Here is a 13,405-nt window from a genome sequence, read left to right on the forward strand (position 1 = left end):
GACCGGGACCTTCCGTCCCCGCCCCGCGCGCCCTCCCGGGCGGGGCCCGGGGGAGGGCACGCCGTCGTGCTCCCTCCCCTTGGGCCCGCCCGGTCCAGGGCCTAGGGTGAACGGTGTGAGGACCAGCCACGGAACCAGCCTGCGCAAGCGCCTGGACACATCCCTTCTGTACCTGTGCACCGACGCCCGGACCGGTCGGGGCGATCTCGCCGAGTTCGCCGACGCCGCCCTGTCCGGGGGAGTGGACATCATCCAGCTCCGGGACAAGGGCCTGGAGGCCCGCGAGGAGCTCGCGGCCCTGGAGGTGCTGCAGGAGGCCTGCGAGCGGCACGGCGCCCTGCTCGCGGTCAACGACCGCGCCGACATCGCCCGAGCCGTGCGCGCCGACGTCCTCCACCTGGGCCAGCGCGACCTGCCCGTGCCCATGGCCCGCGACATCATCGGCTCCGACCCCCTCGTCGGCCGCTCCAACAACGACATCGACGCCGCGGCCGCCTCCGCCGAGGAGCCCGGCAGCGACTACTTCTGCGTGGGCCCCACCTGGTCCACACCCACCAAGCCGGGCCGCCCGGCCGCCGGGCTGGAACTGGTGGAGCGGGCCGCGGCCCTGGACACCGACCGCCCCTGGTTCGCCATCGGCGGGATCGACGCCGACAACATCGACCGGGTGCTGGACGCCGGTGCCCGCAGGGTCGTGGTCGTGCGCGCGATCACGGAGGCGGAGGACCCCGGGGCCGCGGCCTCGGCACTGCGCCGGCGTCTGACCGCCAGGGCCGCCGAGCGGGGCTGAGGCCCGGGCGGGGCCGAGCCCGGCTCAGGGCACCAGCAGGACCTTGCCCAGGACCGAGCGCTCCTCCAACGCGGCGTGCGCGCGGCCCGCCTGCTCCAGCGGCAGGGCCGGCCCCACGTGCGGGGTGATCCTGTCCCGGCGGAGCATCTCCAGCATGCGGCGCAGGGCGTCCTTCCCGCCGTCGCCGTCCTCCACCTCCAGGTCGAACAGCCCCAGGACCTCGACACCGCGGCGCGCGGCCTCCTCGGCGTCCACCTCGGAGAAGCGGCCGCCCGCCGACCCGTAACCGATGAAGCGCCCGCCGTCGGCCACGGCCCCGAAGGTCGCGTCGCCCAGGGAGCCCCCGGCGCCGTCCAGGGCGACGTCGACCCCGGTGCCCCCGGTGAGCTCGCGGACCCGCCCCTCCCAGCCCGGCAGGGAGTAGTCCACGGCCTCGTGCGCGCCCAGCTCGCGGGCGAGCGCCAGCTTGGCCTCCCCCCGGGCGGCGGCCACGACCCGCGCCCCGGCGGTCCGGGCCAGTTGGGCGGCCAGGCTGCCCGCCCCGCCGGCGGCTGCGGTGACCAGGACGGTGCCGCCGGGGACGAAGCCCGCGGCCCGCTCCAGCGCCAGCGCGGTCGGCCCGTCGTGCAGCAGCGCCAGCGCCGTCCGCGGGTCCACCCCCTCGGGCACCCTGACCAGTGCCGACTCCGGTACGGCGACCCGTTCGGCGTACCCGCCCACGGGCAGGGTGGCACGCCCCTCCGCCGTGTCCGTGTGCCCGGTGTCGGTGACCACCACGGCGTCCGCCCAGTCCGGGTCCACGCCCGAGCCGAGCGCGCTCACCCGACCGGCCACGCCCGCGCCGGGGACGTAGGGGGGAGCCACGGGGAAGTACTCCCGCCCCCAGCCGCTCCGGACCAGGGTGTCCAGGTACATGACGTTGGACGCCTCGACCTCCACCAGCACCCGCCCGGGACCCGCCTCGGGCTCGGGCACCTCCCGGGCCGCCAGGACCTCCGGTCCGCCGAACCCGTCCACCACTACCGCGCGCATTCCGGTCTCCTCGGTGTCTGTTCTCCTCCGACACCGCACAGCCTTCTGCCTCAACAATGGTTGAGGTCAATGCCGCCGCGGAGAGGACGGACACAGCGGAGCGGTCCGCAGCGTGCGGGCCCGGAGACGGTGGAACCGCCGCGCGCGGGGCCCGGCGGTGGCGGGAACCGGCCCGAGGTCAGACCGCGACGTGTGACAGGGCGCTGGGATGGCGCCGGAGGAAGCCCTCGATGGACTGGGCCGGGTGGCCGGTCAGTTCCGGGACGGTGGGCGCGACCACGTCCAGTTCTCCGGAGGCGATCGCCTCGTACGACGAGACCCACCCCTCGACCGCCCAGTCGGGGGCGCCGCCGCGGCGCGACTCCAGCGCCTCCTCACGGGTCTCGGGGACGTACCGGACCGGACGGCCGGTGAGCGTGCTCAGCCTGTCCACCGTCGCGCCCAGGGAGAGGGCCTCCGGGCCGGTGACGTCGTAGGTGGCGTTGTCGGATCTGAGCGCGGTCACCGGGTCCGTCAGCACCGCCGTGGCCACGTCCGCCACATCGTCACGCGAGACCCACGCGACCCTGCCCTCGCCGGCCGGGCCGCGCACGACGCCGTCGTGGCCCACCCAGTCGGGCAGCAGGTCCAGGTACAGAGCGGGTCTCAGGAACGTGTACCGCACGCCGGTCGACCTGATGTGCGCCTCGGTGAAGAAGTGCGTGCGCGCGAACGTGAACGTCGCCGCCGGGCCCGCCCGCAGGAAGGACAGGTAGACGATCCGGGAGACCCCGGCCTTGACCGCGCCGTCCACCGCGCTCAGGTGGACGTCGATCCGGTCCTCGGACTCGGTCGCCGAGACCAGGAACAGCGTGTCCACCCCCCGGCACGCCCGCGCGAAGGCCTCCGTGTCCTCGTAGGCCGCCATCGCCGCGCTGCTGCCGGGATACTCCGGGGCGCGGTTGATGTCGCGTACGATGAGCCGCTGGGACACCCCCAGCCTCGCGATCCGTGCGGCGACCCGTCCGCCCAGCGCCCCGGTCGCCCCGGTCACCCCTATGGTGTGGTTTGTCATGTGATCGTCGCCCATGACACCCCATCCTGCGCCACGAGGGCGTGCCGGGCACTCACCGGCACGCCCCTTTTTCGCGCGTCCGGGTCAGGGGCCGCCGACCGGGCCCTCCTCCGGCTCCCGCGCGCCTTCGGCGGTCGGTCGGCGGTAGGCCATGCGGCGCAGCAGCACCTCGGCCGGCCCGCGCCTGCCCGCGCGCTCCAGTGCGTAGGCCGACACCACCGTCACCAGCCACACCCCGACCGCGAACAGGAACATCGACCACGACGTCAGGTCGGCGCCCGCACCCAGGCCCCAGGCCGCCAGGACGGGCGCGCACAGCACCGACTGGGCCAGGTAGGCCGACAGCGAGCGCTTCCCCGTCGCGCTCAGCGCCTCCACCACCGGCCCGGGCCCGCGCCCGCGCTCCTGGAGCCGGCGCGCCACCAGGGCGATCAGCGACACGTACCCGAGCCCGCAGGCCAGACCGGTCACCATGTGCGGCATGCTCAGCATGCTCATCTGCGTGGGGGACAGGCCCCAGACCCCGACCTGGGCCAGGGCCGAGGGCAGTCCGCCCAGCCAGCCGACGGTGATGCCGACGACCGCGGTCCGGCGCAGGAGCACCAGGTTGTTCCCCGGCTCCTCCAGGATCCGGTGGCGCGCCGCCCAGTAGCCGAGCAGGATCGCCGTGGGCACGGCCAGGCCCAGCAGGCCCTGGCCCAGGACGACGATCGGCCACGCCGTCAGACGGCCCAGCGCGGCGCCCCACAACGAGGGTTCGCCGATGTTGGCGGCCAGCTGTTCGAGGCCGGGCGCCGGGGCGGCGGCGCCGTCGGCGGGGGTGAACGCCAGGCCCACCAGGCTGAACGCCGACAGCAGCAGCATCAGCCCGGTGAGTGCGCCGGCCCACACCAGCAGCGTCCTGTCCGCGCGCCGGAGGAACAGCCAGCCCAGCACCAGACCGGCCAGGCCGTAGGCGCCCAGGACGTCGCCCATCCACAGCAGCAGGGCGTGCACGAAGCCGAACACGAGCAGCCACAGGTTGCGGCGGCGCAGCAGCGCGTCCACGTCCCGCGCACTGGTGCCCGCGGCCTCCTGGCGCCGGGCCAGCTGCACCATGCCGTAGCCGAAGAGGAAGGCGAACATCGGATAGCTGCGCGAGTCCACCGCCGCGACGGTGAAGAACTGCGCGACGGCGTCCAGCGTGCCCGCGGGTTCCGGGTGGGCGCTCATCCCGTTCATGGGAACCGCCCACAGGTACCAGGCCGTGTTCGCGATCGCGATGAACAGGAGCATGAACCCGCGTGCCAGGTCGGGGGCGAGTGCCCGCTCACCCGCGCCAGCCGGTCCGCGTACAACGGTGTGCCCAGGCATGGAAGGCCTTCCGGTCGCGATATGTCTTCTTTTGATTCAACCGGAGGCGGTGGTTGGGCACAATACGCCTCCGCGGGGGAGGAACCCTTCAAAATCCCCTAGGGAGGACCCCCGGTGGGACCGGAGCCGACGGGACGGGGTCAGTGGGAGCGGGAGGTGGCCGCCACCACCAGCCGGCGCAGCGGCTCGCGCGCGTCGGGGTCCAGCTCCGGGCTCTCCAGGGCCGCGACGGCCTCGTCGGCGTACTCGGTGATCATCTCCTCGCACACCGCCAGGGCGCCCGAGCCCTCGATCAGGGAGCGCATCCACTCCACCGACTCCACCGACAGGTCCGGCGCGCCCAGCAGCGAGAGGAACCGCGCGGAGTCGGCCGCGCCCGCGCGCGCCAGGGTCTCGGCGACCACCAGCGTCCGCTTGCCCTCGCGCAGGTCGTCGCCCGCGGGCTTGCCCGTGGTGGAGGGGTCGCCGAACACGCCCAGGACGTCGTCGCGCAGCTGGAAGGCGATCCCCAGCGGGACGCCGTAGGCGGTGTACACCCCGGCCAGCTCCTCATGGCGGCCCGCCAGGGCGGCGCCCAGGTGCAGCGGGCGCTCCACCGTGTACTTGGCGGACTTGTAGCGCATCACGCGCAGCGCGGCCTCGCGGGTGGCGGTGCCCCGCACCTGCTCCAGGGTGTCCAGGTACTGCCCGGCCATCACCTCGGTGCGCATCGCGTCGAACGGGGGCCGCCCGTCCCGCAGCACCTCCGCGGGGAAGCCGCTGGCCTGGTACATCTCGTCGGACCAGACCAGGCACAGGTCGCCGATGAGGATCGCCGCACCCATGCCGAAGCCCTCGCTGTCGCCGCTCCACCCGTGGTCGGCGTGCAGCTTGGCCAGCCGCTTGTGGGTGGCGGGCATCCCGCGCCGGGTGTCGCTGTTGTCGATCACGTCGTCGTGGACGAGCGCGCACGCCTGGAGGAACTCCAGGGAGGCCGCCGCCCGGACGACCCGCTCGTCGCCGGCCGCGCCGCCCGCTCCCCGCCACCCCCAGTAGCAGAAGGTCGGCCGCAGGCGCTTGCCGCCGGAGAGCATCGCCTCCAGCGCGTCCATCGCCGGGGCCAGTTCCTCGCCGATCTCCAGGACCTGGGCGCGGTGGGCGGCACTGAACCCGGACAGCTCGCGGTCCACGTCGGAGCGGATCACAGAGACGGGTGAGGCTGACGGGGAAGAGGAAGGCACCATGACCCGCACATTATCGGCTGTTCGGTACGGGCTGGTCCTCCTTCGTTCGACCGGGCCTCTTCCAGCTGGCCACCAGCACGAACGACACCGTCACCAGCAGCGCCCACGCGCCGAGCTTGGCCGGGTGCACCAGCGCCCACACCTGCGCCTGGTGCGGGTAGCGCCAGGCGTCGAGCAGGGTGGAGACGTTCTCGGCGATCCACAGGAACACCCCGATGAGCAGGAACGACAGCGACAGCGGTATCCGCAGGCGCTGCCCGCCCACGGTGTAGCGCACCCAGGTGCCCCACGTCACCGCGATCAGCAGCACCGCCAACGGCACTCGCAGGTCCGGCAGCCAGTGGTGGGTGAGGAAGTTGAGGTAGACCGCGACCGCCACCGCCGTGGTCGCCGCGGCGCGGTAGCGCACCAGCTCCAGGTCCAGCAGCCGCCAGGCGCGCACGATGTAGGAGCCCACCGCCGCGTACATGAACCCGCTGTAGAGGGGCACGCCCCACACCACCGTCCACGCCGGCTCGGGGTAGGACCACGAGCCCATCCGCACCTTGAACAGCTCGAAGGCCAGTCCCACGACGTGGAAGCCCGCGATCGCGGCGATCTCCCGCCCGCTCTCCAGGCGCAGGCCCCAGAACAGGGCGGTCAGCGCCACCGCGTAGACGAGCAGGGCGTCGTAACGGGGCAGGGGCAGCGGCACCACCGCCGAGAGCGCGAACCCGGCGAACATGCACACCGCGAACGCGCAGGCCTGCGCCTGCAGCCAGGCGAAGCGCAGCAGCTGCGCGGCCCAGAAGAGCGGGCGGGCCCGCGAGGACGGACGTGCGAGGGGAAGGGAGGACGGGGGAGAGGCCATGGCGCATCCTTGCACGGCCCGTGTCCGCGCGCCGTGTCCGGCAGTGGCCTCCGCCACTGATCTCACGGAGTGGGACGTCGCTCCCACCGGCCGGGGGCACCTCGCCTAAGGTGGTGTCCATGCTGTCAGCACCGACACGCCCCGTGGCGCCCCGAAGCCCGGCCCCCAGGCCGCGTCATATCCGCGAGCTCCTCGACGCGGGCGAGCCGATGTTCTCCTTCGAGTTCTTCCCCCCGCGCACGCCCCAGGCGCAGGAGCGCCTGTGGCGCGCCATCCGGGAGATCGAGGCCCTGGGCCCCTCCTTCGTCTCGGTCACCTACGGAGCCGGCGGCAGTACACGCGGGATGACGGTGGAGACCACCGAGCGCATCGCGACCGACACCACCCTGCTGCCCGTCGCGCACATGACCCTGGTCGACCACTCCGTCGCCGAGCTGCGCCACCTCGTGGGCCGCCTCGCCGACGCGGGCGTGTCCAACATGCTCGCCGTGCGCGGCGATCCGCCCGGGGACCCCAGCGGCGAGTGGGTCACCCACCCCCAGGGGCTGACCTACGCCGAGGAACTGGTCCGCCTCATCAAGGACAGCGGCGACTTCTGCGTGGGCGTGGCGGCCTTCCCGTTCAAGCACCCGCGCTCGGCCGACGTCGAGACCGACACCGACTACTTCGTGCGCAAGTGCGAGGCGGGCGCCGACTACGCCATCACGCAGATGTTCTTTGACCCCGAGGACTACCTGCGCCTGCGCGACCGGGTGGCCGCGCGCGGCTGCGAGGTGCCCATCATCCCCGAGGTGTTCCCGGTGGTGCGCACCTCGTTCATCCCGCGTTCGGAACAGCTCTCCGGGGCGCCCTTCCCGCGCCACCTGGCCGAGCGCTTCGAGTCCTTCGGCGACGACGCCGAGGCCGTGCGGGCCTTCGGCATCGAGTACGCCCAGCGCATGTGCGAGCGGCTGCTGGCCGAGGGTGCGCCGGGCATCCACTTCATCACCTCGAACCAGTCCACGGCCACCAGGCAGATCTACCAGGAGATCGCCGGTCACCGGAGCCGGTCAGAGGCAGCCGGGCGGCCATGATCGAGAAGGGCTGATCGGGACTGCCGGGGAAGGAGAAGTCCTCCAGCAGTTCGCTGAAGCCGCACGAGCGGTACAGGTGGCGCGCCGCGGAGGGCCCCGAGCGGGTGGACAGCACCGCGGTGGCCTCCGGGCGCCCCCGGCACAGGGCGTGGAGCAGGGACCGGCCCACGCCCCGGTTCTGCGCCCGGGGGTGCACGTGCACCTCGGCGATCTCCAGCGGGTCGGACAGGTAGCGGCGCGCCTGGCCGGCCCGCCCGTTCGCGTGCAGTCCCCGCACGACGGTGTCGTGCCACCACTGTCCCGAGCACCCGTGGAAGGCGTAGGCGAAGCCGACCGGGTGGCCCTCCCGCACGGCCACCACCGCGCGAAAGCCCGGGTTGCCGGCGTGGCCGTTCATGACGGACGCCCGTCCCGGCAGTTGTTCGGGGGGCGGCCGCATGGCCGCCTCGTACACCTGGAGCAGCGCGGGGACGGCGTGCGTGAAGGCGGGTGGGGCCAGTTCACGCAGCTCGGTATCGGCGTCCACGCTCCAACACTAGCCCCCGGCCACGCGGTCCGCCCGGTTCCGGCGAGGACGGCGCGTGCTGCCCGCGGGGTCCTTGACGGGCCCGGCGGGCTGGGGTTAACTGGATGGTGTCGAACAGGAGTTCGAACAGACTCCGCCGGGTCCCCCGCTCGGCGGAAGGGGCGGCGCGGCCGGGTTGGGGAGGGGAAGCCCCACGCCCGGCTCGCGCCGCCTCCTTGTTCAGGGCCCACATGCCCGGACACGACGAGAGCCGGCGCCCGGGCGCCGGCTCTCGTCGAGCGGGTAGGGTCCTTCGGTCGTCCTGGGTCCTAGAAGGCGTCGACCGCGCGGCGCGCCTCGGGGTCGAGCACACCCCAGTTGATGAGCTCCTCGGTCAGGTCACCGGGCGACTTGTCGTAGATGACCGCGAGTGAACGCAGGTCCTCCTGGCGGATGGAGAGCACCCGCCCGTTGTAGTCGCCGCGCTGGCTCTGGATCGTGGCGACGTAGCGCGAGAGCGGCCCGGCCTTCTCCTGCGGCAGCTGCTGCATGCGCTCCAGGTCGATGACCAGCTTGGGTGTGGGGCCCAGCGGGGTGGGAGCCGCGCCGCCGGGGAGCAGCTCCGACATCGGCACACCGTAGAAGTCGGCCAGTTCGGCGAGCTTCTGGACGGTGACGGCACGGTCGCCGCGCTCGTAGGAGCCGACGACGACGGCCTTCCAGCGTCCGTGGGACTTCTCTTCCACCCCGTGCAGGGACAGGCCCTGCTGGGTGCGGATGGCACGCAGCCGCGCACCGAGGGACTTGGCGTATTCGGATGGCATCTTCTTGTCGCTCCCGGCCGTGACGGTGGCTGGCGTGGTGGGGGAGACGTCCGCTCGTACTCGGCGGGCCGCCTGTGCGGTCCAGCGGATGGTCACGGGATGCAACCCCACCCGGCAGTGGTTACAGACAGTGACGGTAGGGGGGTCTGCCTCCCAGGTCAAGCCGTTGGTGTGAAACGCGACTAATCAGTGGCCAAACCGTGCGTAAGTGAGACACCTCTCATGTGTGGACCGAACGGGACGAGTTGCATGCTCCGACGCCCCGAAAAGCCCGCTCCTCCTGGGAATTTCAGGTTTGGCCCCGTTCATGGGCAAATCCCATGTGTGACGACATGACTACATTCGGATGGGAGTGCGAAGCCCCAGAGTGTGACCAGAGTCACATTGGTGACCCGGGGTCGCCAATCGGGCTCCGGGCGCTCCGGCCGCCGCTGGTAGCGTGGCTCCGATCGACATCCTTTAACGACCTGTTCAGTGAGGCAGGGAAGGGAGTCACTACTTTGCGTGCGCAGAAACCGACCCCGGGTGAGTCCGGTGGCGGTGCTTCCCAGGTGCCCGAGGGCACCCGCGCCGTCCTCGACGGCAACGAGGTCAACCGGGCGCTGACCCGCATCGCCCACGAGGTGCTCGAACGTACCAAGGGCGGACAGGACGTCACCCTCCTGGGCATCCCCTCGCGCGGGGTCCCGCTCGCCCGGCGCCTGGCGCGGCTCATCGAACGCGTGGAGGACCGCACCGTCCCCGCGGGCTCGCTCGACATCACCATGTACCGCGACGACCTGCGCTCCGCCCCGGTCCGGGCCCTGGGCAGGACCGAGCTCCCCGCGGGCGGACTCGACGACCGCGTCGTCGTCCTGGTCGACGACGTCCTCTTCTCCGGGCGCACCGTCCGCGCCGCCCTGGACGCGCTCGGCGACCTGGGGCGCCCCCGCGCCGTCCAGCTCGCCGTCCTCGTCGACCGGGGCCACCGCGAACTGCCCATCCGCGCCGACTACGTGGGCAAGAACCTGCCCACCTCCCTGCGCGAGAGCGTCACCGTGCGCCTGGAGGAGACCGACGGGCACGACGCGGTGCTGCTCGGTCCCGCCCGCACCTCCACCGCCCCCGGCGCAGGCCCACGGCCCGGGTCCCTCCAGCGCCCCGGCACCACCGAGGGGAACGACTGATGCGCCACCTGCTCTCCACCGGCGACCTGTCCCGCGACGAGGCCACCCTCATCCTGGACACCGCCGCCGAACTCGCCCAGGTCGGCGACCGCTCCGTCAAGAAGCTCCCCACCCTGCGCGGACGCACCGTGGTCAACCTCTTCTACGAGGACTCCACCCGCACCCGCACCTCCTTCGAGCTGGCGGCCAAGCGCCTGTCCGCGGACGTCATCAACTTCTCCGCCAAGGGCTCCAGCGTCTCCAAGGGCGAGAGCCTCAAGGACACGGCGCTGACCCTGCAGGCCATGGGCGCCGACGGCGTCGTCATCCGGCACAGCGCCTCGGGCGCCGCGCACCGCCTCGCGAACTGGGTCGACGGCTCCGTGCTCAACGCGGGCGACGGCACCCACGAGCACCCCACCCAGGCCCTGCTGGACGCCTTCACCATGCGTTCGCGTCTGGGCCGCCTGGACGGTCTGCGCGTGGCCGTCGTCGGCGACATCCTGCACAGCCGCGTCGCCCGCTCCAACGTGCTGCTGCTCACCACCCTGGGCGCGCACGTCACCCTGGTCGCGCCGCCCACCCTGCTGCCGGTCTCGGTGCACACCTGGACGTGCGAGGTCTCCTACGACCTCGACGCCGTCCTGCCCAAGTCCGACGTGGTCATGATGCTGCGCGTGCAGGCCGAGCGCATGCACGAGTCCTTCTTCCCCTCCACGCGCGAGTACAGCCGCAACTACGGGTTGGACGGCGAACGCCTGTCCCGCATGCCCGAGGAAGCCATCGTCATGCACCCCGGGCCCATGGTCCGCGGCATGGAGATCTCCGCCGAGGTCGCCGACTCGCCCCGGTGCACCGTCACCGAGCAGGTCGCCAACGGTGTCAGCCTGCGCATGGCCGTGCTCTACCTGTTGCTCGGCGGCTCCTGAGGGCGTCCGCCCCGGTCCCCACCGCGCCCGCGGGCCCTCCGGCGGCCCCGGCGCCCGAACCGGCCGGCCGCGCCCCGGCGCCCACGAACTCTTTCCCTTCGAGAACACGAGGAAGCCAACACCGCGATGCCCGACACCAACGGACCGCACCTGATCCGCGGCGCCAGCCCCCTCGGCGGCGACCCCGTCGACCTGCTCCTGGCCGACGGCAGGATCGCCGAGATCGGCCCGGGCCTCGACGCCCCCGCCGGAGCCGAGACCGTCGAGGCCTCCGGCCTGGTCGCCCTGCCGGGCCTGGTGGACCTGCACACCCACCTGCGCGAGCCCGGCCGCGAGGACGCCGAGACCGTCGCCACCGGATCCCGCTCCGCCGCCATGGGCGGCTACACCGCCGTCCACGCCATGGCCAACACCGATCCCGTCGCCGACACCGCGGGGGTCGTCGAACAGGTCTGGCGCCTGGGCCGCGAGGCCGGGTACTGCGACGTGCGCCCCGTCGGCGCCGTCACCGTCGGCCTGGCCGGACGGCAGCTGTCCGAGATCGGCGCCATGGCCGACTCCGCCGCGGGGGTCCGCGTCTTCTCCGACGACGGCATCTGCGTCTCCGACGCCCTGCTCATGCGCCGCGCCCTGGAGTACGTCAAGGCCTTCGACGGCGTCGTCGCCCAGCACGCCCAGGAGCCCCGCCTGACCCAGGGCGCCCAGATGAACGAGGGCTGTGTCTCCGACCGCCTCGGCCTGCCCGGCTGGCCCGCGGTCGCGGAGGAGGCGATCATCGCCCGCGACTGCCTGCTCGCCCAGCACGTGGGCTCGCGCCTGCACGTGTGCCACGTGTCCACCAAGGGGTCGGTCGACATCATCCGCTGGGCCAAGGACCGCGGCTGCGACGTCACCGCCGAGGTCACCCCCCACCACCTGCTCCTGACCGAGGAGCTGGTGGAGAGCTACGACCCCGTCTACAAGGTCAACCCGCCCCTGCGCACCGCCGAGGACGTCCAGGCGCTGCGCGAGGGCCTGGCCGACGGCACGATCGACATCGTCGCCACCGACCACGCGCCCCACCCGGTGGAGGCCAAGGAGACCGAGTGGTCCACCGCCGCCATGGGAATGGTCGGGTTGGAGACCGCGTTGGCCGTCGTGCAGCGCACCATGGTCGACACCGGTCTGCTCACCTGGGCCGACGTCGCCGAACGCATGTCCGCGGCCCCGGCCCGTATCGGCCGCGTCCAGGGGCACGGCCGCGGCCTCGCCGTCGGTGAGCCCGCCAACGTGGTCCTGTACGACCCGGCCGCGCCCGTGGAGGCCGACGGGGCGGCCATGGTCACCAAGAGCAGCAACACCCCCTTCCGGGGCATGACCCTGCCCGGCCGGGTGCGCGCCACGTTCCTGCGCGGCGCCCCGACCGTCCTGGAGGGGAAGATTCAGTGAGCACAGAAGCGAAAGACCAGGCCAGCCCTGGCGCGGAGGAGGGGGCGAACGTGTCCGAGACAACCGGCGGACCGGCGATTCTGGTACTCGAGGACGGCAGGTTCTTCCACGGCCGCTCCTTCGGCGCCACCGGCGAGACCTTCGGCGAGGCGGTCTTCAACACCGGTATGACCGGCTACCAGGAGACCCTCACCGACCCCTCCTACCACCGCCAGATCGTGGCGATGACCGCCCCGCACATCGGCAACACCGGCGTCAACGACGACGACCCCGAGTCCGGCCGCATCTGGGTCGCCGGATACGTCGTGCGCGAGCCCGCCCGCATCACCTCCAACTGGCGCGCCCAGCGCACCCTGGACGAGGAGCTGCGCCGCCAGGGCGTGGTCGGCATCGCCCTCACCGGCACCCGCGCCCTGACCCGCCACCTGCGCGACAAGGGCGCCATGCGCGCGGCCATCAGCACCACCGAGACCGACCCGCAGGCCCTGCTGGCCCGCGTGCGCGAGCAGCCGCCCATGGCCGGATCCGAGCTGGCCGCCGAGGTCAGCACCCGGGAGCCCTACGAGGTCCTGCCGCCCGAGGGTGTGCGGACCCGCTTCCACGTCGCCGCGGTCGACCTCGGCATCAAGTCCATGACCCCCCAGCGCCTGGCCGAGCGCGGCTGCAGGGTCACCGTGCTGCCCGCCACGGCCACCACCGAGGACATCCTCGCCCTGGACCCGGACGGGGTCTTCTTCAGCAACGGCCCCGGCGACCCCGCCACCGCCGACGGCCCCGTCGCCGCCATGCGCGGGGTCCTGGACGCGGGCAGGCCGCTCTTCGGCATCTGCTTCGGCAACCAGATCCTGGGCCGGGCCCTGGATCTGGGCACCTACAAGCTGCCCTTCGGGCACCGGGGCGTCAACCAGCCGGTGATCGACACCCGCTCAGGCCGGGTCGCCATCACCAGCCAGAACCACGGCTTCGCCGTCGAGGCCCCCCGTGACAAGCCCTTCGACACCCCCTACGGCCGGGCCGAGGTGAGCCACATCGGCCTCAACGACCAGGTCGTCGAGGGCCTGCGGCTGCTGGACCGACCCGCGTTCAGCGTCCAGTTCCACCCCGAGGCCGCCGCCGGCCCCCACGACGCCGCCGAGCTCTTCGACGCGTTCGTCGACCTGATGTCCGCCCAGCCCGCTCCGGCTGCCAAGTAGCAAGAG

Annotated in this window: 13 protein-coding genes; 6 read left to right on the forward strand and 7 right to left on the reverse strand. The window is 73.0% G+C overall.

The window, feature by feature from the left end; all coding sequences use genetic code 11:
• Positions 1 to 115 precede the first annotated feature (115 nt).
• On the forward strand, positions 116 to 790 hold the full coding sequence (gene thiE / locus A6A08_RS19025; protein ID WP_073703953.1) for a thiamine phosphate synthase: 675 nt from the start codon (positions 116 to 118) through the stop codon (positions 788 to 790).
• A gap of 24 nt (positions 791 to 814) precedes the next feature.
• On the opposite strand, the gene A6A08_RS19030 is transcribed toward thiE, so the two are convergent.
• The 5 genes from A6A08_RS19030 to A6A08_RS19050 form a co-directional block, all read right to left on the reverse strand.
• A complete protein-coding gene (locus A6A08_RS19030; RefSeq protein ID WP_073703954.1) occupies positions 815 to 1,822 on the reverse strand; it encodes a zinc-binding dehydrogenase in 1,008 nt (335 codons plus the stop codon).
• 178 nt (positions 1,823 to 2,000) lie between these two features.
• Positions 2,001 to 2,891 carry an SDR family oxidoreductase gene (locus tag A6A08_RS19035; protein ID WP_073703955.1) on the reverse strand — a complete coding sequence of 297 codons (891 nt, stop codon included), beginning with the start codon at positions 2,889 to 2,891 and terminating at the stop codon, positions 2,001 to 2,003.
• A 69-nt stretch (positions 2,892 to 2,960) separates the two neighbouring features.
• Complete coding sequence (locus tag A6A08_RS19040; RefSeq protein WP_073703956.1) at positions 2,961 to 4,229, reverse strand: DUF418 domain-containing protein; 1,269 nt, start codon at positions 4,227 to 4,229, stop codon at positions 2,961 to 2,963.
• 140 nt (positions 4,230 to 4,369) lie between these two features.
• Positions 4,370 to 5,452, reverse strand: a complete 1,083-nt coding sequence (locus A6A08_RS19045; protein WP_073704012.1) for a polyprenyl synthetase family protein — start codon at positions 5,450 to 5,452, stop codon at positions 4,370 to 4,372.
• A gap of 10 nt (positions 5,453 to 5,462) precedes the next feature.
• Positions 5,463 to 6,302 (reverse strand): DUF817 domain-containing protein, encoded by an 840-nt coding sequence (locus tag A6A08_RS19050; RefSeq protein ID WP_083609186.1) that lies wholly within the window; start codon positions 6,300 to 6,302, stop codon positions 5,463 to 5,465.
• A 143-nt stretch (positions 6,303 to 6,445) separates the two neighbouring features.
• Here A6A08_RS19050 and metF point away from each other — a divergent pair, with 143 nt between their 5' ends.
• Positions 6,446 to 7,375, forward strand: coding sequence for a methylenetetrahydrofolate reductase [NAD(P)H] (metF, locus tag A6A08_RS19055; protein WP_073703957.1), 930 nt, complete (start codon positions 6,446 to 6,448; stop codon positions 7,373 to 7,375).
• On the opposite strand, the gene A6A08_RS19060 is transcribed toward metF, so the two are convergent.
• Together A6A08_RS19060 and A6A08_RS19065 are read right to left on the reverse strand one after the other, a co-directional pair.
• Positions 7,287 to 7,901, reverse strand: a complete 615-nt coding sequence (locus tag A6A08_RS19060; protein ID WP_073703958.1) for a GNAT family N-acetyltransferase — start codon at positions 7,899 to 7,901, stop codon at positions 7,287 to 7,289. The genes metF and A6A08_RS19060 overlap by 89 nt on opposite strands.
• Before the next feature lie 308 nt (positions 7,902 to 8,209).
• Positions 8,210 to 8,704: a transcriptional regulator gene (locus A6A08_RS19065; protein ID WP_013154123.1), complete on the reverse strand. Its 495-nt coding sequence runs from the start codon at positions 8,702 to 8,704 to the stop codon at positions 8,210 to 8,212.
• A 500-nt stretch (positions 8,705 to 9,204) separates the two neighbouring features.
• Between A6A08_RS19065 and pyrR the strand changes: the two genes are divergently transcribed.
• The 4 genes from pyrR (at position 9,205) to carA (ending at position 13,399) form a co-directional block, all read left to right on the forward strand.
• Positions 9,205 to 9,870 carry a bifunctional pyr operon transcriptional regulator/uracil phosphoribosyltransferase PyrR gene (pyrR, locus tag A6A08_RS19070; RefSeq protein WP_073703959.1) on the forward strand — a complete coding sequence of 222 codons (666 nt, stop codon included), beginning with the start codon at positions 9,205 to 9,207 and terminating at the stop codon, positions 9,868 to 9,870.
• A complete protein-coding gene (locus A6A08_RS19075) occupies positions 9,870 to 10,778 on the forward strand; it encodes an aspartate carbamoyltransferase catalytic subunit (RefSeq protein WP_073703960.1) in 909 nt (302 codons plus the stop codon). The genes pyrR and A6A08_RS19075 overlap by 1 nt, the downstream gene beginning before the upstream one ends.
• 126 nt (positions 10,779 to 10,904) lie before the next feature.
• Positions 10,905 to 12,206, forward strand: coding sequence for a dihydroorotase (locus A6A08_RS19080; protein ID WP_073703961.1), 1,302 nt, complete (start codon positions 10,905 to 10,907; stop codon positions 12,204 to 12,206).
• 50 nt (positions 12,207 to 12,256) lie between these two features.
• Positions 12,257 to 13,399 (forward strand): glutamine-hydrolyzing carbamoyl-phosphate synthase small subunit, encoded by a 1,143-nt coding sequence (gene carA / locus A6A08_RS19085; RefSeq protein WP_073703962.1) that lies wholly within the window; start codon positions 12,257 to 12,259, stop codon positions 13,397 to 13,399.
• Positions 13,400 to 13,405 lie beyond the last annotated feature (6 nt).

The sequence above is a fragment of the Nocardiopsis sp. TSRI0078 genome (genome assembly GCF_001905145.1).
Lineage (GTDB): Bacteria > Actinomycetota > Actinomycetes > Streptosporangiales > Streptosporangiaceae > Nocardiopsis.